We start from the raw sequence: 20,818 nt of genomic DNA on the forward strand, positions 1-20,818 counted from the left end.
ATGGATTTCAACCCATATATACTTTAATGGTATCAAACGAAAAGTGCAAGGGGAATACGACGTTGAGAGCACTGGAAATGAGTGGGGAGGTGCTTGTGGTTCCTTTTTAATAAAAGCAGATTCCATTAATCTAAAGAATCAACGTGTAATTTTATGATTATCTGGGAACAAGAAGAAAAAGATGGGATAGGAGGCAGATTGCTTTGACCTTTTAACAAGAAGAGCAGTAACTGCTAATAATGAGAAGGAGGGAAACATAAATGGCTAACCAAACTTCAGAAAACCAGGAAACTATCAAAAAAATCAAAGACTTGATTAAAGATGAGAAGGTAGCAATGCTGACGACGTTAACTCCGGAGGGGAAACTGATGTCCCGGCCGATGCGTACCCAGGAAGTAGAAATGGATATGGATAAGGAAGAAATCTGGTTCCTTACCGAAAAAGACACCGAAAAATATCGGGACATCGAATTTAATCCTGCCGTTAACCTGGCTTACGCAGGCAACTCCTATGTATCAATCAGCGGCACTGCTGAATTTGTTCAGGATGACGATAAGAAGAAAGATTATTGGAATAAGATTCTCGGACGATTACTGGACACTTCTCCTGATGATCCGAATGTGGTACTGGTCAAAGTGACACCAGAAATCGCCGAATACTGGGAGTCCGGTGTGAACGTCAAGACCGTTAAGGAATTTGTGAAAAAGATGACCAGCAGTAAATCATTAGATGACAGTAATGATTTAAAAGATACGGTCCGTTTTGATGACAACACAAGATAATTTTTTTAGTTGGTTATAATCTGTTTGTGCCTGACCTTCACTTTTATGATTTTGCAAAGTGGGGGTCAGGTTTCAAAAACTAAAATGAATGAAGCAGGAACCTGGCATAGGGGCCTGCTTTTTTTGATTTTTAAAAAAGGTTTCCCTCCCATTCATGATTCATTTATAGTATAATAAATGGGAATGTATGTTCTTGGAATGGTTTTTTTCTTCTCAATTCAAACCCCGGATACCTCAGTAAATACCTTTATCACCATCCCCCTTGATTTATTAATTTCATCGAACCTTCACAGTAATTCATCGAAAGGAGTACGAGGACGTGGCAAGAATAGTCATCTTAGCGGAAAAACCCTCTCAGGCAAAAGCATATGCAGAGGCATTTACGATACAGGAGAAAGCTAAAACTTACATCCAGCTTAAGGCAGACGATACTTTCCCGAATGGGGCGACCATCACTTGGGGAGTAGGACATCTCGTGGAATTAAAGGAACCCCATGATTATAAAGACGAGTGGAAGAAGTGGAAGCTGGATCAATTGCCGATTGTTCCGGAACGATTTTTGGAAAAAGTAGCGAAAGGGAAATGGGAGCAATTCCAGGCGGTCAAGAAACTGTTCCAACAGGCGGATATCATCGTCAATGCGGCGGATGTCGATCGGGAAGGCTCGAATATTTTTTATAGTATCCTTCAACTGACTGGAGTTAAGGGGAAGCCGATTCAACGTTTATGGATCAACTCCCTTGAAAAGGATGAAGTGCGTAAAGGGTTCAGGGAACTGCAGCATAACGAAAAGGACTTACGACTATTTGATGAAGCGAAAGCACGTCAAATCAGTGACTGGATGGTGGGAATCAATGCAAGTCGGCTGTTCACTCTGCTGCTCCAGAAGAAAGGGTATGGAAGCTATCTTACCATCGGGCGAGTACAGTCACCGACGGTTTATTTGATTTATCAACGCTATAAAGAAATAGAGAATTTCAAGCCGGAGCCGTTTTATCAGATTGAGGGACTTTTCCAGTCTCAGGCAGGTACATATAAAGGACTGGCTAAGATAAAGGAAAAGGATAAAGCGAAAGTCCAGGCTGTGCTGGACAAGCATCAGTTGAAGGAGAAGGAATCTTTCCCAGGCATAGTCGAGCGACTGGATAAAAAGACGAAGCGGCAAAAGTCACCGAAGCTCCACTCCCTTTCCACGTTGCAAAGTGTCGCGAACAGGCGTTGGAAATACTCTCCATCGCAAGTACTAAAAACGATGCAGAAGCTTTACGAAAAGCGTCTTGTCAGCTATCCAAGAACGGACTGTAATTTCATCACCGAGAGTGAGTTTTCCTATTTGGTTAAGAATTTACAAAGGTACCAGGGAGCTATGAACATCTCTTTTACAGCTGTGTCTTTGAAACCGAATAAACGGTATGTGGACAGCAGCAAGGTGCAGGAGCACTACGCAATCATTCCGACAAAGAATGTTCCTACCCAAAAGAAGTTGAGTGGGTTAAGCCGTGAGGAGCGCAATATTTATAATGAAATCATGGCGACGACCCTTGCAATGTTTCATAAGGACTATGTATATGAGGAGACGACGATTTTTACCCATGTGAATGATTTACCGTTCAAGTCTACCGGAAAAAGAGATGTCGACAGAGGGTGGAAGGAACTGTTTCCAAAGCCGGTGAAGTCGAAGCAGGAAAAAGAGGCTGACCTTCCTGGGGTTCAAAAAGGGGAGCAGGTAGATGCCAGAATTCATATAAAGGAAAGCATGACGCAGCCGCCGAAGCCGTACACGGAAGGCCAGCTGATCAACATGATGAAGACGTGTGGGAAATTGGTGGATGATGAAGCCGATGTCGAGATTTTGAAGGAAGTTGAAGGGCTCGGTACAGAAGCCACACGCTCGAGTATTATCGAAACAATCAAAGCACAGAAATATATAGAAGTGAAGCGCAACAACGTATCGATCACCGAGAAAGGGATCATGCTCTGTGAGGCGATTGAAGGAACGCTGCTATCCAGCCCCTCGATGACAGCCAAATGGGAGTCTTATTTAAAGAAAATCGGAAGCGGTGATGGATCGAAGCAGGTATTCATCAAGCAAACCCGTCAATTTATAGAAAAACTGATTCAGGAAACGCCGGATGCCATCCAGCAGGTGAACGTGCGGAGTACTGGTGAGTCTGAGAAACGCAAGTGGAACGAACCGATCGCCAAATGCCCTGCCTGTGAGAACGGATCGATAGTAGACCGTTATAAATTCTATGCGTGCTCTGACTACAAAAAAGGATGTAACGTGACTTTCCCTAAGAAACTGGCAAGGAAGACGCTGACACAGCATATGATAAAGACATTGTGCCAGAAGAAGCGTACAAAGGTTTTGAAAGGATTTAAAGGAAAGAAACCATTCAGCACGGCTTTAGTGCTGGATGAAAACTATAAAATCATATTTGATTTCGGGAAGAAAACATGACTATTTCCATTGACGCCTAATTGATTTTGCATCATAATGTTTTATTAACAGAAAATTAAAAATATAAAACTATAAATCCTGCTCCGGTGAAGGGGAGACAAGATGTTAATCTGCATGTTATGCAACCCCGATTTGTGAAAATGGATAGTACTCTTTATAAGTCAATGCTCTTCTGCCTTTGTAAAAGGGCGGAAGGGCGTTTTTTACACCTTATGAAAGTTTAACTTTGTCAGAGGATTAAAGTGTAAGAACATACGAAGGCTTTAACCATAAACACTTGGTGATAAGCCAGGTTTTCTACCAAGAAGCTGGGTGGTGAATGGAAAATGAATAAGAAAAGGATTGTTGTCAAAATCGGTAGTAGTTCCTTAACGAATACAAATGGTGGACTAAGTAGTGAGAAACTGTGTGAGCATGTAGAGGCGATTGCGCGCTTGAAGCAGCTTGGGCATGAAGTGATATTGGTATCATCCGGTGCAGTTGCGGCTGGCTTTAAAGACCTTGGTTATTCTTCGCGGCCCGTCACCATTGCCGGTAAACAAGCAGCTGCAGCAGTAGGACAGGGACAATTATTACAAGGTTATACGGAAGCGTTTAAAAGACATGGGATAGTGGCAGCACAATTATTGTTAACGAGACAAAACTTCCTGTATAAAGAACAATACAAAAATGCCCATGCCACCTTATCTGAGCTATTAAAGCGTAATATCACACCTGTTATTAATGAGAATGACTCCGTAGCCATTGAAGAATTGACCTTTGGCGATAATGACATGTTATCCGCGTTGGTCAGCGGTCTGGTGCATGCAGACTTTTTAATGATACTAACGGATATCAATGGGATCTATGATCAGAATCCACGCACTCATCCCACTGCAAAAAAGTATAACTTCCTTGATTCGATTGATGATCATTTGGTAAATGGTGCTTCTGAATCTGGTTCCAAAGTAGGTACTGGCGGGATGAAATCAAAAATAGAGGCAGCACGCACAGCGTTAGTGTTAGGTGTTAAAGTATTTATTGGTTCTGGAACCGGGAATGAGAAACTTGTTGATATTCTTTCAGGGAAAGGTGATGGAACGTATATCGGAAGCAGCTCACAGGCCAGTATGAACAATTCTAAACAGTGGCTGGCGCTCCATTCCATTCCTAATGGCAAAATTGAAGTTGATCAAGGTGCTGAAGCTGCTATAGTAAGGCATGGTAAAAGTCTTCTGCCTGCAGGCGTAACAAACATCATGGGTAACTTCAGGGTCAATGATGTAGTGGAGGTAGTTAATGTAAAGGGGCAGCTTATTGGAAAAGGCAGTGTGAATTTTTCTTCCAATCAATTATTGAAAATTAAAGGCTTATCAAGCACAGAGGCTATGCTCAAAGCTAATAGTGATCAAAAGGTCGTTATTCATAGGGATTATTGGGTAAGTCATCATAATAGCAAATGAAATTCTATTAAAATGACTGAAGTGGTGAGTAAGAATAAAGAATACTAAAATAAGAACTGTAAAAAAACCAGAAAAGGATTTTAATAATGGCAAAGAAGAAAAATAGTAAGGATTAATGGGGACCCTATTTAATTGCCGAGGGTCCCCGCTTGCTGATAATAAAAGCAGGTTAGTCCCGAATATCTTCTTTTTTTAAAACGGTGGCATTTACATGGTGAACGGTGTTTACCCTGAAGAAGTTTTTTAAGGCCAGGGCTGCTCCTCCTAATGCACACGCTTCTGTCCCTAAGTAAGAGCTGCGAATTTGCTTATAGTTGTTAAATTTTGAACGCAGTCTGTTTTCAAGCTTGGTAAGGATAGTCGAATGTTTGTTGATAAAAGTTCCATTGAACACTATTTTTTCAGGGTTGAAAATGTTAATGATATTATTCAAACCGATAGCGAGGTAATCTAAATAATCGTTCAGAACTTTATCATCTGTGTCCGCTTTTAAAAGTTTTTCAAGGCTTTCATCAATCGATAAGGTAGGATTTGCTTTTGTAAGGTTCTCTTCCAATGCTTTTTCTGATGCATATAACTCCCAGCACCCTTTGTTTCCGCAAGCACACTGGTGGCCGCCAGGTTCCACTATCATATGGCCGATTTCTCCTGCAAACCCTTGAAACCCTCGATAGATTTTATGATCACTAATGATCCCTAAGCCTATGCCTGAATATAGAGTCACACAAAACAAATCAGAAATATGTTCATAGTATACTTGTTCGGCGTACACACTTAAATTGGCGTTATTATCGACGTATACGTTGGTTTGGAAAGCTTCTTCCAACACAGGGATTATATTAACATTCGTCCATTTTTCTTTTGGTGTATAAATGATGTCGTCTTCAACATTTACTATTCCATGAATGCCGACCCCTATTCCGATGAGTCCAATCGGGCATTTCTTTTTGTTAAAATAGGCAATCTCCGGTTCAAGCTGATTAATGATTTGATTGACAACCAGGCTGATATCTTTGCTCTCCATTTTTAAATTCAATTTATGAAAGAGGTTTCCTTTTAAATCGCAAAAAACAACATTCACTTTGTCCTTATCCATATCAATTCCGATACTGTAGCCTGCATTTCCGTTTATTTCTAAAATAATCGGTTTTCGACCGCGGGTGACCGAGGTCCCTGAAGATTTCTCTATCACGATATTATCCTGGATCAAATCATTTATTTGTGCAGAAACCGTCGCTTTATTTAACCCGGTTTTTCTTGCCAGGTCACTTCTTGAAAGGGATACATTCTTAATGATTTCCTCTATCAAAATTCTTCGGTTTAATTTTTTTATATAACTAGCATCTCCTGTATTCAAAACATTGCCTCCTATGACATCATCCCGACTGAAGCCGGAAAGCTGGTAGTTTTATTTTAACAGAATCAAAAACGAGAGAAATGTCCAACAAGCATACGGCACTTTCCAAACATAAGTAATTTTTGAAAACGCTTGAAAAGTATCAAGCTTACATTTATTATTATAATTAATTAATTTGTTTAGTAAACAAACAAAAAGATTTTGAGGGGAGTGATGGTAAATGAAAACATTTATTAACGATGATTTTTTACTGCAAGGAGAGACGGCGAAAGAGCTTTATCATGATTATGCCAAGGGGCTGCCGATCATTGATTACCACAACCATTTGGATCCGGAAGAGATATTACAGGATATTAATTATAAAAATATTACAGACGTGTGGCTTGCAGGTGACCATTATAAATGGCGGGCGATGCGGGCGAATGGCGTCCATGAAGATTTCATTACCGGCAATCAAGGTGATTACGAAAAATTCAAAGCTTGGGCTAAGACAGTGCCGAATACATTCGGTAACCCTTTATACCATTGGACTCATTTGGAACTTCTCCGATACTTCCATATAGATGACCTGCTGGATGAACAAACTGCCCCGAAAATTTGGGAGTCTGCGAACGAACAGCTGCAATCCTCAGAGTTATCTGTAAGATCTATTCTGCAGAAAGAAAACGTGACATTTGTCGGGACGACTGATGACCCTACCGACGACTTGGAAGCTCACCTCAAACTCAAAGAGGAAGGGCTGACCCAGGAGGTGTCCCCGTCTTTCCGGCCTGACAAAGGACTGGCTATAGAAAAGGATGGTTACTCAGGATGGTTAGAAAAACTTGAGCAAGTAACTGATACAGCGATTGAAAATTATGACACACTCCTAAAAAGTCTGGAGCAACGTGTGGAGTTTTTTGATGAACAAGGCTGCCGTAGTGCTGACCATGGTATCAGCATCATGTTTTTTGAGTATGCATCAAAAACAGAAGTCGATGCGATTTTTAAAAAGAAATTAGCCGGTCAGACGTTAACTGCAAAAGAAGCTGATCAGTACAAAACCTATACATTACTGGCACTTGGAGAAATGTACGCCAGAAAAGGATGGGTCATGCAGTTACACCTCGGGGCTTTGCGAAACAATAACACAAAAATGTTTCACCAGCTGGGACCTGACAGTGGCTTTGATTCTATCGGTGACCAGCTTCTGGCAGAACCTTTAGCCCGGCTCCTCGATGCACTGGAAGTAAAAGACCAGTTACCTAAAACAGTTTTATACAGCTTGAATCCCCGTGACTATTATGTCCTGGCGTCGATGGCAGGAAATTATCAGAACAACGAAGTACCTGGAAAAGTACAGTTTGGTACAGCCTGGTGGTTCAACGACCATATCGATGGTATGGAAAATCAAATGAAAATCCTGGCAAATGTCGGGCTGATCAGTAACTTTATAGGTATGCTGACAGATTCACGAAGCATGCTTTCGTTTTCCCGGCATGAATACTTCCGTAGAATCCTTTGCAATCTGCTTGGAAAATGGGCCGATGAAGGAAAAGTACCGAAAGATATTAGGCTTTTAAAGACTTATGTAGAAAAAATCTGTTATTACAATGCAAAAGAATATTTCGATTTATAACAGGAGGTGAAAGAGGATGGAGATGAGTTTTCGCTGGTATGGTCATGAAGATCCTGTGACTTTGGAACATATACGCCAGATTCCTGACATGAAAGGAATTGTGTCTGCCATCTATGATATACCAGCCGGAGAAGTCTGGCCGGTAGAGAAGATCAAAGAATTGAAACAAATGATTGAAAAATATGAGTTGAAACTGAACGTTATTGAAAGTGTCCCGGTACATGAAGATATTAAATTAGGGCTCGATTCACGTGACAAATGGATTGACAATTATAAGCAGACTCTGCGAAACCTGGCTGAAGCCGGAATTCATACCGTGTGTTACAATTTCATGCCGGTATTTGACTGGACGAGATCACAGTTAGACGCTACACTCCCCGATGGTTCAAATTCTTTGCTATACGATGAAGCAAAAGTGAAAGATCTCGATCCATTAAGTGGTGAACTGGCACTTCCGGGCTGGGATTTATCTTATCAAACGGATGATCTTCGACGCATTATCGATCAGTATCAGTCTATTTCGGAACAGCAATTGATGGATAACCTCGTCTATTTTTTAGAACAGGTAATTCCGGTAGCCGAAGAGGAAGATGTACTGCTTGCTATTCATCCGGATGATCCGCCTTGGCCGATATTTGGGTTGCCACGAGTGGTTACTAATAAAGAAAATGTCCAATACATGCTGGACAAAGTAGACAGTAAGCATAATGGAATAACTTTTTGCACGGGTTCTTACGGAGCGAATCCGGCTAATGATTTGCTGGAAATCATCGAGGCTGCTAAAGGCCGGATCCATTTCGTACATGCCCGCAATGTCAAATGGATTGGAGAATTGTCTTTTCAGGAAACATCTCACTCTGTTAACGATGGCTCCATTGATATGGTAGCTGTGCTAAAAAAATTGCGCGAGATCGGATTTGCAGGACCGATTCGCCCGGATCACGGCAGAATGATTTGGGGGGAAGTCGGCAGACCTGGGTATGGCCTGTACGACCGGGCACTGGGAGCTACGTATTTAAACGGAATTTTAGACACCTTAGCAAGGGGGTAGACAAATGGAATTACCATTTCAAATTGATTTATCAGGAAAAGTCGCAGTAGTAACCGGTGGAAGCGGCGTCCTTGGTTCTGTGCTCAGTGAAGCACTGGCAGAAGCAGGAGCCAAGGTGGTTATTTTAGCGAGGAACAAAGAAAAAATAGATGAAGTCGTTGAAAGGATTGAAGAAAAAGGAGGCGAATGCCTCGGCTATAGTGTTGATGTCCTGGACAAAGACGAATTGGAGCGTGTCCACGAGAAGGTACTGGAGAAATTCGGACCTTGCCAAATTCTGATCAATGGTGCGGGAGGAAATCATCCAAAAGCCACGACATCGACAGAGCGATTGAATTTAGAAGACTTAGAGGATGATATGCAGCGAACTTTGTTTGATCTGGAACCAGGCGCAGTCGAGGGGCTGTTCAAACTGAATTTCCTTGGTACGTTACTGCCTACCCAGGTTTTTACGAAAGACATGGTGGAAGCAGGACAGGCGACTGTCATCAACATTTCATCGATGAATGCTTACCGTCCGTTAACGAAAATTCCCGCATACAGCGGTGCCAAAGCAGCTATCAGTAATTTTACACAATGGCTGGCAGTTTATTTTGCAGATGTGGGGATTCGAGTCAATGCGATGGCACCGGGATTTTTTCTGACCGAACAAAATAAAAATCTGATGTTTAAAGAAGATGGGGCATACAGCGACCGTGCGCACAAGATATTATCACAAACCCCAGTAGAAAGGTTCGGTAATCCGGAAGAGCTGGTGGGGACTCTGCTTTGGCTGGTAGATTATCAGTCTTCCAGTTTTGTAAACGGAATTGTCGTACCTATAGATGGTGGCTTTTCTGCTTATTCCGGGGTATAAAGGAGGCTGAAACATGCAAGCTTATGAGATATTGAAACAAATGATAGCCAGAAAATTAGTTGTAGTAATTCGGGGGAATAATGTGGAACAAGCGGAAAAAACAGCCGTAGCCTGTGTTAACGGTGGTGTCGATGCACTGGAGGTCACTTTCACGGTACCTGAAGCTGACCAGCTGTTAAAAAATTTGAAGAAAGATTATCCGGAAGCGGTTATCGGTGCGGGTACTGTGCTGGACTCTGAAACTGCAAGAGTGGCGATTCTGGCAGGTGCCCGGTTTATTGTGAGCCCGCATTTTGAAGTTAGCATAGCGAAACTATGTAATCGATATCATATCCCTTATTTACCAGGATGCATGACGACAAAAGAAATGGTGGACGCTACTGAATATGGAGTGTCGGTCATTAAATTGTTCCCAGGGCAACATTACGATCCTTCCTTCATTAAAAATATACATGGCCCGCTGCCATACTTGAATATCATGCCAACAGGAGGGGTCAACTTGGAAAATGTACAGGACTGGCTTAATGCAGGGGCTGTGATGGTCGGAGTAGGAGGAGAAATTATCAGGCCTGCTAATGATGGGGACTACCTGCAGGTTGAACAGCTCGCACGTCAATTCTCTCAAAAGGTTAAAGGAGCATGATACGATGGCAAATGTTCTAACAATTGGTGAGCTGCTGATTCGTCTTACCCCCCCTGATCATCAACGCCTCCATCAGACAAATCAGTTGAATTTATTTTATGGTGGAGCGGAAGCAAATGTAGCTATGAATCTTAGTCATTTAGGTCACAATGTCCGTTACTTTAGCGCTTTGCCACCTAACGATATCGGGGAGGGGGCTGTCAATCATTTGAAGGCAGGAGGTGTGGATACATCATACTTGCTGCGAAAAGGGGAACGCCTTGGGCTTTACTTTCTGGAAGAAGGTTTTTCTTTGAAACAGGCAAATGTCATCTATGACCGAAAGTACTCGTCTATTTTTGAGCTGCCTGAACAAACCATTGATTGGGATGATCTGTTAAAAGACATAGATCTCCTGCACACTACGGGCATTACCCCAGCTCTTGGAGATGGGATGAAGGAGTTTACAATTACTGCTTTGAAAGAAGCGAAGAAGCGGGGGATCCAGGTCAGCTTTGATTTTAATTATCGAAGTAAGTTGTGGGGAGTAGCCGAGGCAAAAACTGCTTTTCTGGAAATTCTGCCTTATGTAGATATTTGTTTTGCGGGCTACAAGGACTTTATCTATTTATTGGACTATAAAGGCCCGGAGACCTTTGATGCGGAAGTATTGAAAGATTTTTATAAAAGAATGAAGGACCAGTATGAAATTACCTGCATGGCTTGTACGAATCGAACTACTTATTCAACATCGAAAAATGATCTTGCCGCTTATTTGTTTGATGGCACAACATTTTATGAAAGTCCTGTTATTTCTTTTGAAATACTGGACAGAATCGGTGGAGGGGACAGCTTTGCTTCCGGAGTGCTCCATGGCATTCTGACTCAGCTTCCGGCCCAGGAAGTTATTGAATTCGGTCTGGCTTCAGGTGTGTTGAAACATATGGTTTACGGAGATCACAATCAATTTTCGGAACAGGAAGTCAGAAGTTTTATGGCCAACATCGGTAATGATGTGAGCAGGTAAAAGAGAAATTTATAGGGAATTATTAAGGAGCTTTCTACCAGGAAAGCTCCTTTTTCTACTGGCTTTGCTGGCGATAGTTTCTGGGTGTAACCCCTGTTTCTTTTTTAAATATGCGTGAAAAATAAGCGGGGTCCTCATATCCGACAGCCCAGGCTATTTCATCGATTTTCATCGTCTCATTTTCTAACAGATGTATCGCTTCCTGTATTCTGATTTTCTGCTGGTATTCGGTCATGGTACTGCCTGTTTCTTGTTTGAACTTCCTTGCTAAATGGCTTTTATGTGCGAAACAGTAGGCAGAGATTTGTTCAGTATCCATTGGTTTATCATAAAAGATCCCTAGATATTCTAACGCTTTTTGAATCGTTGGGGAATAACGGGAGAGAGAATGACGGGATACTAACTCACAGTAATTATCCTCCATTTCATCCTGTATTTTCTGCAATTCCGATAACTGGCTGGCAGCTTCAATCCGGAGTACGTATGTTTCAGAAATCTGGTCTAAAAAAGGAGCGGGGACTTGAGCATTTTTTGCAGCGACCCGCATAATTGTGCTGTATACGATTGACAGGTTTTTAAGTCGGCGGAGCGGCTGGTTGGGAAAACGATCAGGAAAGGTGAATAAAGCCTGGTGCGGTTTGATGGCAGCCTTCAGCTTTTCCTTATCACCTTGCTCGACTGCATGCATGATATCGCTCTCGATTTTATACCTCAGGTTGACTTCTTTCGTGTCTTGTTCCTGGTCAAATTTTTTCACTTCAAGTTTTTGTGGTTGTTTTGAAGCGGAAACGATGGAAGCTTGTGCATCTTCCATCATCATATGATCGAATACTTTTAATAATTTAATCAGACTATTTATTTCCGTTTCATTTAGTATCTTGCATTGGCTTAAGAAATCAGCTAACTCATTACGCTCATTAGCTGTTATTTTGTAATCCCTGGAAAGATGATAAATGTTCGGTATATTATTCAGAAAGGGACCAATAATGAGCAGGTATTTTTCTTCCTCTTCATAAACAGGTTTAGTTAAGTAATTCACTCCCCAGTCATTTGTGTAATATACCACTTCTTGTTCTGTATGCTTGCTTGCATGATAAGTGTCCTCAAATTGTGCTCCAGACATAAAGAGCGGGAGGTGCAGCCCCTCCTTACCAAAAATGACTTCCTCATTTTGATTCAGTACATACGTATTTAATTTGGATAGGTAAAAGATATCCAATGCATTGGAGATTATAGCAGACTGGTCCATACATTACCCTCCTATCAATCATTTCCATAATTATTTGATATTTGCAATTTCAATCCAACTATTGCAAATGTAATCATATTGGTTACGGTTTCATTTCATTATAATAGTAAATGTAAACGCTATCAACAAGGGAGAGATATTATGGAAAGGCTTAGTGTGAAAGAGAAGGTCTCTTATGGGCTGGGTGATGCGGCCAATAATCTGACATTCAGCATGGTAACCACGTACTTGCTGGTTTTTTATACAGATGTTTTTGGTATAAGTGCGGCAGCCGTCGGGACATTATTTTTGATTGCACGGTTATGGGACGCAATGAATGATCCTATTATGGGGGCTATTGTAGATCGTGTGAATACGAATCATCCGGCAGGTAAATTTCGTCCCTATTTAAGGTGGGCAATGCTTCCGCTAGTCATCCTGGCTGTGGTTATGTTTTTAACACCTGATTTTTCAGAATCCGGGAAACTTGTTTATGCTTATGTAACGTACATTCTTTTCGGCATGGCTTATACGTTCATAAATATTCCCTATGGATCGCTGGCGTCTGTTATGACAAACGATCCTGTCGATCGTTCGTCTTTGGCTACCTATCGAGGAGTAGGTTCCATGTTGGGGATCTTCGTTATCGGAGTTCTGGTAATCCCTGTAGTCAATCTATTCCCTGACTGGTCGGTGGGATTTCCTGCGGTGATGGCAATTTTGGGAGTTGTCACGATTATTTTCTATTTATTAACCTATAAAAATACGAAGGAAAGAATAAGACCTGCCAGGACAAGACCTGAAAAAATGAGTTTCTCAATGTTTACGCGCGTGTTAAAAAATGGGCCGTTCATCGCTCTTTCCATTATGTCATTCTTTATGCTTCTCAGCTTGTTGGTCAATCAATCTGTTGGTGTCTACTTCTTCCGCTACAATTTAGATAATGAAAACTTGTTTGCTGTCTTTAATGCTGTCAATATCGGCTCGATGCTGATCCTGATTCCGCTTGTCCCATATTTGACCAAAAAGTTCGGGAAGAAAAGCGTCACACTTGGTGGTTTCGGTATCGGAGCAATTTTTTTCGGAGCTCTTTATTTCATTCCAGCGGAGCCGGTGACATTCATCATCCTGGCGTTCATTGCCATGAAAGGGCTGATGATTCCGAACATCCTCGTATGGGCATTCATTTCTGATGTCATTGATTATGGCGAATACAAGTCAGGGGTTAGGCAGGAAGGTACAACTTATTCCATGTACAGCTTCATGCGCAAGCTTTCACAGGCTGGTGCCGGCTGGATAGCGGGAATGGGCCTTTCCGTCATCGGATATGTACCAAATGCAGATCAAACACCAGATACACTCCTTGGAATCAAAGCAATGATGGTGTTGCTTCCTGCTGTAGCCAGCATTATATGCTTTCTCATTTTTAAATTCGGTTACTTTTTAGATGATGATACATTAAAACGTATTAATGATGGGGAGTCATCAGAATCATCACAGGCATTATAATTTATATACAGAAAGGAAAGTGTTAACTATGCTATATCCAATTACAACAACAACTCGTGGAGTTATAGATTTAAATGGGGTTTGGAAGTTCAAGCTTGATAAAGGGAACGGATGGGATGAGAAATGGTTTGAATCACAGTTGAAGGACACCCTCAATATGGCTGTTCCTGCTTCTTATAATGATGCAGGTGTAACTGCTGAAATTCGCAATCATGTCGGCTGGGTATGGTACGAGCGGGAATTTGCTGTGCCTGCTTATTTAAATTCAGAAAGAATAGTCCTGAGGTTCGGTTCTGCTACTCATCAGGCAAAAGTTTTCCTGAATGGGGAAAGCATCGTGGAACATACTGGCGGGTTCACACCATTCGAAGTGGAAATCAATGATTACCTCGCGGAAGGGACAAACAGACTGACCGTAGCCGTCAATAATTTGATCGATGAATCTACGATCCCTGTCGGTGACTATATCGAAAAAGATGTAGAAGGAGTCGGAAAAGTAATTAAAAATAATCCCAACTTTGACTTCTTCAATTATGCCGGCATCCATCGCCCGGTAAAAATATATACTACACCTCGTACTTATGTAGAAGATGTCAGTGTTGTAACAGATTTTAACAATGATACCGGAATTGTCGATTATCAGGTTAAGACAGCCGGAGACAGCACGGATGTAAACATAAATATCCTTGATGAAGAGGGAGAGATAGTTGCCGTAGCAAAAGGAAAAGAAGGTAAGGTTGAAATACCGGGTGTTCAACTGTGGGAGCCGATGCATGCTTACCTTTATACCCTTCAGGCAGAGCTTTCAAAGGATGGACAAACCGTTGACGTATATGACCAGCCATTTGGGGTACGGACGGTAGAAGTGAAACACAATCAATTTTTAATCAATGGAAAACCTTTTTACTTTAAAGGGTTCGGTAAACATGAAGATTCACCGATTCACGGTCGAGGGTTTGACGAAACGTTAAACGTAATGGACTTCCAGTTGATGCGCTGGATTGGAGCAAACTCTTTCCGTACTGCTCACTATCCATACTCAGAAGAAATCATGCGACTTGCAGATAGGGAAGGGCTTGTTGTTATTGATGAGACCCCGGCTGTAGGGCTGCATTTGAACTTTGCTGCCACATTATTCGGAGAAAGGGAAAAACGGAATACTTGGGAGCATATTCAAACCTATGAGAACCATAGGAAAGTGATTGAAGAATTGGTAGAGAGGGATAAAAACCATCCGTCTGTAGTCATGTGGTCGGTTGCCAATGAACCAGCTTCAGAAGAAGAGGGAGCTTATGAATATTTCAAGCCGCTAGTAGAGTTAACAAGACAAAAAGACCCACAAAACCGTCCGGTTACGATTGTTACCCATCTTATGTCTACACCAGAAACTTGCAAAGTGGCCGAACTGGTGGATGTGCTGGCACTGAATCGTTATTACGGCTGGTATGTTGAAAGTGGAGAATTGGAGGTTGCCAAAGCGAAATTACGCCAGGAATTCAATGGCTGGCAGGAACGTTGTCCTGGTAAGCCGGTTATGATTACGGAATACGGTGCTGATACTGTTTCCGGTCTGCATGATGTCGACCCTGTCATGTTCACGGAAGAATACCAGGTGGAGTACCTGCGTGCTAATCATGAAATCTTTGATGAATTTGATAACTTCGTTGGCGAACAAGTATGGAATTTCGCGGATTTCAATACCAGCCAGGGAATTATGCGTGTCCAGGGTAACAAAAAAGGTATTTTCACCCGGGATCGCAAACCGAAATATGCCGCACATGAATTGCGCAGCCGTTGGCAGAGTATCCCTGACTTTCATTATAAGAAGGAAACCGTAAAAGCCTGAGGTCGCCATTGAAAATTTAAAAATTGAATCAAAGTCCCAAAGAAAAAATAATATATGTTAAAAGGAGCATGTCATTTGAGTGACATGCTCTATTTCTTGCTCTTACTAATTCTTAAAAGTATAGGATCGCAGGCTTATGGGCGATAGTTCGTTTTACTGCTGACTCTGGCTGGTATATAATGAAATGTCAAGAAAGAAGAGAAGATGGGAAGTGCCTATGAATAAACGAAAGAACAAAGGATATAAAGATTCAGGAAAAAAACGCTTTGATAAAAAGAATGGGAAACAGAACACTAAGCCGGGAAAACAAGCGGGTGGTAACCCTAAAGGCAAGCAGAAAAACGTAACCGCTAAGGTGACCTGCTCTGGTCTGAGCAAAGAGGGCAAGGGCATCATCCAATGGGAAGGAAAGCAGCTGGAGGTACCGCATCTGATGCCTGGTGAAACGGCTGAAGTGCTCGTTTCCAAAAAAGGACGCTATGTGAATGCCGAGCTGAAGCGGGTGATCAAACCATCTGAAGATAGAGTAACGCCGCCGTGCCAATATTACTTTCAATGTGGTGGATGCCAGCTGCAGCATATGAATGAGCAGGCGCAAACGCGCTTCAAGCAGGAAACGGTAAAAGCCCTCATGAAGCCGTTCGGTAAGCCGGAGCCTATTTTGACCATGGACCACCCGTATGATTACCGGAACAAGAGCCATACGACGTTCGGAATGAACCAGCATCGCCAGGTGATTGGCGGGTTGTATGCCCAGCATACCCACCAGATCATACCGATGGAGCGGTGCCTCATTCATGATCCGAAAGCGGATGAGATTGTAGAGACGATCAAGGATATCCTTAAACATTCTAAAATGCAGCCATACAATGAAGACACCGGACAGGGCTTCCTTCGTCATGTCCTGGTAAAGGTCGGCAAGGTCAGCGGTGAAATTATGGTAGTACTGGTAGTAGCTTCGCCTGTATTTAAGGGTAAGAATAATTTTGTGAAAGCTCTGCGAAAAGCTCACCCGGAAATTACAACCCTTCTGATGAACGTCAATAACCGGGGTACAAGCATGGTGCTGGGCGATCAGGAAAAAGTCCTGTTCGGGAAGGGGACCATAACGGACACGCTCTGTGGTTTGGAGTTCGAAATCTCGGCTAAATCCTTCTATCAGATCAACCCTGCCCAAACAGAAAAGTTATATGGTAAGGCGATTGAGATGGCAGAGCTGACTGGAAAGGAAACGGTGGTAGATGCATACAGTGGCATCGGCACCATTAGCCTGATTGCCAGCCGGAAAGCCGGAAAGGTTATTGGTGTGGAGCTGAATAAAGATGCGGTTCGTGATGCCATCCGTAATTCCAAACGCAACGGTGTGAAAAATGCCAGGTTCTATCAGGGAGATGCTGGAGAGTTCATGGTGCAGATGGCAGCCCGCGGGGAAAAAGCGGATGTGGTAATTATGGATCCGCCCCGTAGCGGGAGCGATGAGGCATTTTTGTCCAGTATCGTGAAGCTGGAGCCAAAACGGGTAGTGTATGTGTCCTGTAACCCGGAAACGCAGGCTCGTGATATGAAATATTTGACGGCCAATGGTTATAAAGTGGAAGGCATACAGCCGGTGGACATGTTCCCCCAGACTCATCACGTAGAATCAGTCGCGAAATTAGTAAGAAAAGAAGAAGCAGGTAACCGGTAAAGGTTCCTGCTTTAAATTTATTATTTTTTCCCTTCCATCTCTTCCCGATCAGCGATTCTTGCCCGTTCCTGCGCTCTTGCAGCGTCGACGTCTGTAAATGTTTCCTTACTTTCCCTTTCAGGCAGACTTTCTGCAGGTGTCTGATTGTTTGTTAATGCTCCCTCTCTTAATGCTTTTCTTTTCATTATATTCCCTCCTTCTTACCATTATCTTTTGTCATTATTTGAAAAGAAATCCTTAGTAAAAATATCCTCGGAAAGGCAAGGTAGTAAATTGTTGTGAGGCGTCTCATTGGCTGATAATATGATTGACAAAGGAGTGAAAACAATGGCGTATGTTTTGCAGGTAGACTTTAAAATGGAAGGTCCTTTCGGCAAGGAAATGGCTGAAAGCTTTTCGGGTTTAGCCAAAAGTATCAATCAAGAGGAAGGATTCATCTGGAAAATATGGACGGAGGACTCCGAAGCCAAGGAAGCGGGGGGCATTTATTTATTTGAGACGAAGGAAACCGCTCAAAAGTACTTAACGATGCATACAGAGAGACTAAAAGGGTTCGGAATTGAACCGGTTAATGGCAAGATTTTTGAAGTCAATAAAAAGCTGACAGCTCTCAATCATGGTCCTGTCCGTTAACTGCCAGGCCTGAATTTTCGAAAGAACAAAAGGCTGCGTTTTAATTAGGGGATAACGAAGTATTTTGATGCAGTAATCCTTCATTTCCTTCTGTATATCAAAAACCCGGGCAAATGCTCGGGTTTTTCATTAATAAAGGGGCTGCTGGTCAGGACAAAGTGGAAAACCATATATATCCTGAATCGTAAACCAATCATACTGCATTAAAGCGAATTGAGCTTGATATAGGTATTGCATCACGAGAAGCTTGCCTTCAGAAATTCCACATAAGACTCCTGATGTTCCTGTTCCGTCCACAAACGACACTCCAATTGGCTGACCCAATAAATAGGGCACTTTCTGCTGCCATGGCATAGTTGACACTCCTCCCATATTCAGTGTATAACCCATCGAGCTATTCAGTGCATTGAACATATGTCCCTTCAAAAGCATAGGTTATTGCATCAATAAAATTTTTGCCGGGGAGTTTATGATGTACAGATACCATTACAACTCAAACATAAGAATTACTGGTGTGGTCGCTTCTGCAGCTGGGGATGTAAATGGAGATAACATCCCTGATATTGTTTACGTGACTGGTTATAGAGAATCAGATGTTTCCATCATACAAAATATGACACTGGGTATCCGCGATGGAGCGACAGGTGTTTCCGTCCTTATTCCATTACAAGAAAATACCGGTTACGACCCGATGTTGTTTTTAGGCGATTTTACCGGGGACGGAATCGATGATATTTTAATCACCATTCCTACAGGGGGCAGTGGAGGCACGACGATTAATTATATCTATTCATTTGTTAATAATGAACCGCGGTTGTTGTTCGACTCTGATGCATTCAGCGAGGCTTATACCTATGAGGTCACTTACAAAGATGACTACAAGGTGGAAGTGTGGAGCAGAAAAAATGATACAAAATACATGATCGATCTATCCCTGAGGGGTCCTGATTATTTAGATGAATTATATGATGCCGATGGGAAGCTGAAGACACCTGTCAGTGGGTGGGTAGACCCGATCAGCGGCCTGTATCCTATCGATTTTGGATATGATGGCATGTACGATTTGATTGCTTACCAGCAGGTTGCGGGAACTTACCATGCTGACACTATAGGTACAATTCAAAGCAGGCTGAAATGGAACGGCTACTTGTTTGTTGTTGATAATCAGGATCTGGCTATCTATGGTACTAAGGATAAATTTTAAATAATCGAAGGTTGTAATTGCAACTTTCCTATCATTTTTGACAATGGCGGGCAGTTATTTAAAAACCTGCCTTTTTCTTATGCTATTATAACTATAATCATTCCTTTCAAAGGAGGTACTCTGCCATGTCTATGCTGAGTAAAGCTATCTACATGCGCCTGGAGGATATACAGGAGGAGAAAAAGCAGCTCCGGGAAATGTTGAACCAGCTTACAAAAGAACAGCAGGAACTTATCGTACGGCTGGAGCGGTTAGAGGAGAAAAGAGAGAGTGGTGATCCTTCTGCTGTTTTAGCAAAGTCCGTGGATAATGGTAGCGGCTTGAAGGATATCAGTCTGGATTTGCCCACAGAAAATGGGAAAGAAAAAGCGATGTCAAAAAAGAAAGATGCGTTACCAAACGCAGTGGCGAAAAACGATTATATCCTTCCAACAGATCCGGAAGCCGTTTCCGAGGATGGAACGAAACGAATGAGCTATAAAGAACTGACGCGAATTTTGATTGCCTTTGCAAAAGAACATAACAACCAGGTGGATCACGAAGCATTTGAGCAATATCTGATTGACCATTACAACTTCACCCCGAAGAATTTTTCACAGATCATTTGGCGAGCAAGAAAGGAAGATTCAAGGCTAAGAAGCCTGATCAGTGGCAGTCGGAAGATCACGGTATTAGATACGAGTGCTGAAAATCAAAGGAAGATTTTTGATTAAGCAAGCGAGCTGCTTCATTACTAATTTGAACTTATTATTTATTTTATCAATATTAAAAAGTATGGAAAAAAGGGAACTGCTGCATGGAAGCAGTTCCCTTTCGTTTACTTCATCTCGATTGTGATATCTCCTACCCCGCACACAGCAGCAGAGGAAAGAACCAACTTTTTCATACACATTGCTCCCTTGATCTTCTATCTTTATTATAGCGCCTGGATGGAGAGACTTTGCGATTTATAAACCTTTGATCAGCATGGCGTCTAGTTCCCTTACTTTATCGTAGGAGTCCAGCAGTTCATCACCAGCCAATGACCTTCCATATTCCCACGCGTTCGTTTCTATTTCATGCTTTAGCGCTTCTACTTCCTCATCTTCTCCATACATCAGTGTACGCAGGTCATGTTTATGTTTTTTAAAAGTCAGATAATAGCCGAGTTCGTGATAAATCATGATTTTCACGAGATTCTCATCTGACTCTTTAATTTTCATTTTACTGATATACCCGTTCACTTCCAGGTAATTGAATGTGAGTGTATTGGTCGATACGTTAAAACTCATCGGAGTAGTGAGGCGGTTGTTCGCTTCATAGTGGATGTCTAATTTGTTTTCTTTCAGGGTATGTTCGATAAGGGTTTCAATATCCCGTATATATAACATTTTCCAGATCACAGTCCTTTGTCCTGGTATTTTTTACGTTTGTCGATCGTTAATTTTATTTAATCAGAATTAGCTATGTTTGCAAAGCTATTATATTGCTTTTCTGTTAATTTTTGGTCGGGAGG

Annotated in this window: 19 protein-coding genes; 14 read left to right on the top strand and 5 right to left on the bottom strand. The window is 42.1% G+C overall.

The window, feature by feature from the left end; genetic code table 11:
• Window positions 1-260 precede the first annotated feature (260 nt).
• The 3 genes from P855_RS0116690 to proB all read left to right on the top strand — a co-directional run bounded on the left by P855_RS0116690 (window position 261) and on the right by proB (window position 4,685).
• Window positions 261-782, top strand: a complete 522-nt coding sequence (locus P855_RS0116690) for a pyridoxamine 5'-phosphate oxidase family protein (protein WP_028784637.1) — start codon at window positions 261-263, stop codon at window positions 780-782.
• A gap of 319 nt (window positions 783-1,101) precedes the next feature.
• Window positions 1,102-3,243: a type IA DNA topoisomerase gene (locus tag P855_RS0116695; protein WP_028784638.1), complete on the top strand. Its 2,142-nt coding sequence runs from the start codon at window positions 1,102-1,104 to the stop codon at window positions 3,241-3,243.
• Between the two features lie 326 nt (window positions 3,244-3,569).
• Entirely contained in the window at window positions 3,570-4,685 is a 1,116-nt protein-coding gene (gene proB, locus P855_RS0116700) for a glutamate 5-kinase (RefSeq protein WP_028784639.1), read from the top strand.
• A 169-nt stretch (window positions 4,686-4,854) separates the two neighbouring features.
• On the opposite strand, the gene P855_RS21220 is transcribed toward proB, so the two are convergent.
• Window positions 4,855-6,042, bottom strand: coding sequence for an ROK family transcriptional regulator (locus tag P855_RS21220; RefSeq protein ID WP_051353289.1), 1,188 nt, complete (start codon window positions 6,040-6,042; stop codon window positions 4,855-4,857).
• Between the two features lie 220 nt (window positions 6,043-6,262).
• On the opposite strand from P855_RS21220, the gene uxaC reads away from it, so the two are divergent.
• The 5 genes from uxaC to P855_RS0116730 are packed head-to-tail and all read left to right on the top strand — an operon-like array spanning window position 6,263 to window position 11,216.
• A complete protein-coding gene (gene uxaC / locus P855_RS0116710; RefSeq protein WP_028784640.1) occupies window positions 6,263-7,660 on the top strand; it encodes a glucuronate isomerase in 1,398 nt (465 codons plus the stop codon).
• Window positions 7,661-7,676: 16 nt separating this feature from the next.
• Window positions 7,677-8,711 carry a mannonate dehydratase gene (gene uxuA / locus P855_RS0116715; RefSeq protein WP_028784641.1) on the top strand — a complete coding sequence of 345 codons (1,035 nt, stop codon included), beginning with the start codon at window positions 7,677-7,679 and terminating at the stop codon, window positions 8,709-8,711.
• 4 nt (window positions 8,712-8,715) lie between these two features.
• The gene (locus tag P855_RS0116720) at window positions 8,716-9,567 is read left to right on the top strand and encodes an SDR family oxidoreductase (RefSeq protein ID WP_028784642.1); all 852 of its coding nucleotides are present in this window, start codon (window positions 8,716-8,718) and stop codon (window positions 9,565-9,567) included.
• Window positions 9,568-9,580: 13 nt separating this feature from the next.
• The gene (locus P855_RS0116725; RefSeq protein WP_028784643.1) at window positions 9,581-10,210 is read left to right on the top strand and encodes a bifunctional 2-keto-4-hydroxyglutarate aldolase/2-keto-3-deoxy-6-phosphogluconate aldolase; all 630 of its coding nucleotides are present in this window, start codon (window positions 9,581-9,583) and stop codon (window positions 10,208-10,210) included.
• 4 nt (window positions 10,211-10,214) lie between these two features.
• Window positions 10,215-11,216, top strand: a complete 1,002-nt coding sequence (locus tag P855_RS0116730) for a sugar kinase (RefSeq protein ID WP_028784644.1) — start codon at window positions 10,215-10,217, stop codon at window positions 11,214-11,216.
• 55 nt (window positions 11,217-11,271) lie between these two features.
• Here the strand turns inward: P855_RS0116730 and P855_RS0116735 are convergent, their stop codons facing one another.
• Entirely contained in the window at window positions 11,272-12,465 is a 1,194-nt protein-coding gene (locus P855_RS0116735) for a helix-turn-helix domain-containing protein (RefSeq protein WP_028784645.1), read from the bottom strand.
• A 141-nt stretch (window positions 12,466-12,606) separates the two neighbouring features.
• Here P855_RS0116735 and P855_RS21225 point away from each other — a divergent pair, with 141 nt between their 5' ends.
• The 3 genes from P855_RS21225 (at window position 12,607) to rlmD (ending at window position 17,486) form a co-directional block, all read left to right on the top strand.
• Window positions 12,607-13,953: a glycoside-pentoside-hexuronide (GPH):cation symporter gene (locus P855_RS21225; RefSeq protein WP_051353290.1), complete on the top strand. Its 1,347-nt coding sequence runs from the start codon at window positions 12,607-12,609 to the stop codon at window positions 13,951-13,953.
• 28 nt (window positions 13,954-13,981) lie between these two features.
• A complete protein-coding gene (gene uidA, locus P855_RS0116745) occupies window positions 13,982-15,799 on the top strand; it encodes a beta-glucuronidase (protein ID WP_028784646.1) in 1,818 nt (605 codons plus the stop codon).
• A 217-nt stretch (window positions 15,800-16,016) separates the two neighbouring features.
• Window positions 16,017-17,486: a 23S rRNA (uracil(1939)-C(5))-methyltransferase RlmD gene (rlmD, locus tag P855_RS0116750; RefSeq protein ID WP_051353291.1), complete on the top strand. Its 1,470-nt coding sequence runs from the start codon at window positions 16,017-16,019 to the stop codon at window positions 17,484-17,486.
• 20 nt (window positions 17,487-17,506) lie between these two features.
• Here rlmD and P855_RS22425 read toward each other — a convergent pair whose 3' ends face one another.
• A complete protein-coding gene (locus tag P855_RS22425; protein ID WP_200865968.1) occupies window positions 17,507-17,671 on the bottom strand; it encodes a hypothetical protein in 165 nt (54 codons plus the stop codon).
• A gap of 142 nt (window positions 17,672-17,813) precedes the next feature.
• On the opposite strand from P855_RS22425, the gene P855_RS0116760 reads away from it, so the two are divergent.
• Window positions 17,814-18,119 (top strand): monooxygenase, encoded by a 306-nt coding sequence (locus tag P855_RS0116760; RefSeq protein ID WP_028784648.1) that lies wholly within the window; start codon window positions 17,814-17,816, stop codon window positions 18,117-18,119.
• Window positions 18,120-18,248: 129 nt separating this feature from the next.
• Here the strand turns inward: P855_RS0116760 and P855_RS0116765 are convergent, their stop codons facing one another.
• Window positions 18,249-18,473 carry a hypothetical protein gene (locus P855_RS0116765; protein ID WP_028784649.1) on the bottom strand — a complete coding sequence of 75 codons (225 nt, stop codon included), beginning with the start codon at window positions 18,471-18,473 and terminating at the stop codon, window positions 18,249-18,251.
• Between the two features lie 118 nt (window positions 18,474-18,591).
• On the opposite strand from P855_RS0116765, the gene P855_RS0116770 reads away from it, so the two are divergent.
• Both P855_RS0116770 and P855_RS0116775 read left to right on the top strand, forming a co-directional pair.
• On the top strand, window positions 18,592-19,323 hold the full coding sequence (locus P855_RS0116770) for a hypothetical protein (protein ID WP_037986390.1): 732 nt from the start codon (window positions 18,592-18,594) through the stop codon (window positions 19,321-19,323).
• A gap of 125 nt (window positions 19,324-19,448) precedes the next feature.
• Entirely contained in the window at window positions 19,449-20,036 is a 588-nt protein-coding gene (locus P855_RS0116775; protein ID WP_028784651.1) for a hypothetical protein, read from the top strand.
• Window positions 20,037-20,270: 234 nt separating this feature from the next.
• Here the strand turns inward: P855_RS0116775 and P855_RS0116780 are convergent, their stop codons facing one another.
• On the bottom strand, window positions 20,271-20,705 hold the full coding sequence (locus tag P855_RS0116780) for a hypothetical protein (RefSeq protein WP_327084788.1): 435 nt from the start codon (window positions 20,703-20,705) through the stop codon (window positions 20,271-20,273).
• Window positions 20,706-20,818: the final 113 nt, after the last annotated feature.

Origin of the sequence: Thalassobacillus devorans MSP14, from assembly GCF_000496835.1 — a bacterium.
Lineage (GTDB): Bacteria > Bacillota > Bacilli > Bacillales > Halobacillaceae > Thalassobacillus > Thalassobacillus devorans_B.

Bases quoted from the DNA above. Each gene is read 5' to 3' on its own strand.
- P855_RS0116690 (WP_028784637.1), top strand. From the start codon at position 261: ATGGCTAACCAAACTTCAGAAAACCAGGAAACTATCAAAAAAATCAAA.
- proB (WP_028784639.1), top strand. From the start codon at position 3,570: ATGAATAAGAAAAGGATTGTTGTCAAAATCGGTAGTAGTTCCTTAACG.
- uxaC (WP_028784640.1), top strand. From the start codon at position 6,263: ATGAAAACATTTATTAACGATGATTTTTTACTGCAAGGAGAGACGGCG.
- uxuA (WP_028784641.1), top strand. From the start codon at position 7,677: ATGGAGATGAGTTTTCGCTGGTATGGTCATGAAGATCCTGTGACTTTG.
- P855_RS0116720 (WP_028784642.1), top strand. From the start codon at position 8,716: ATGGAATTACCATTTCAAATTGATTTATCAGGAAAAGTCGCAGTAGTA.
- P855_RS0116725 (WP_028784643.1), top strand. From the start codon at position 9,581: ATGCAAGCTTATGAGATATTGAAACAAATGATAGCCAGAAAATTAGTT.
- P855_RS0116730 (WP_028784644.1), top strand. From the start codon at position 10,215: ATGGCAAATGTTCTAACAATTGGTGAGCTGCTGATTCGTCTTACCCCC.
- P855_RS0116735 (WP_028784645.1), bottom strand. From the start codon at position 12,465: ATGGACCAGTCTGCTATAATCTCCAATGCATTGGATATCTTTTACCTA.
- P855_RS21225 (WP_051353290.1), top strand. From the start codon at position 12,607: ATGGAAAGGCTTAGTGTGAAAGAGAAGGTCTCTTATGGGCTGGGTGAT.
- uidA (WP_028784646.1), top strand. From the start codon at position 13,982: ATGCTATATCCAATTACAACAACAACTCGTGGAGTTATAGATTTAAAT.
- rlmD (WP_051353291.1), top strand. From the start codon at position 16,017: ATGAATAAACGAAAGAACAAAGGATATAAAGATTCAGGAAAAAAACGC.
- P855_RS22425 (WP_200865968.1), bottom strand. From the start codon at position 17,671: ATGAAAAGAAAAGCATTAAGAGAGGGAGCATTAACAAACAATCAGACA.
- P855_RS0116760 (WP_028784648.1), top strand. From the start codon at position 17,814: ATGGCGTATGTTTTGCAGGTAGACTTTAAAATGGAAGGTCCTTTCGGC.
- P855_RS0116765 (WP_028784649.1), bottom strand. From the start codon at position 18,473: ATGCCATGGCAGCAGAAAGTGCCCTATTTATTGGGTCAGCCAATTGGA.
- P855_RS0116770 (WP_037986390.1), top strand. From the start codon at position 18,592: ATGTACAGATACCATTACAACTCAAACATAAGAATTACTGGTGTGGTC.
- P855_RS0116775 (WP_028784651.1), top strand. From the start codon at position 19,449: ATGTCTATGCTGAGTAAAGCTATCTACATGCGCCTGGAGGATATACAG.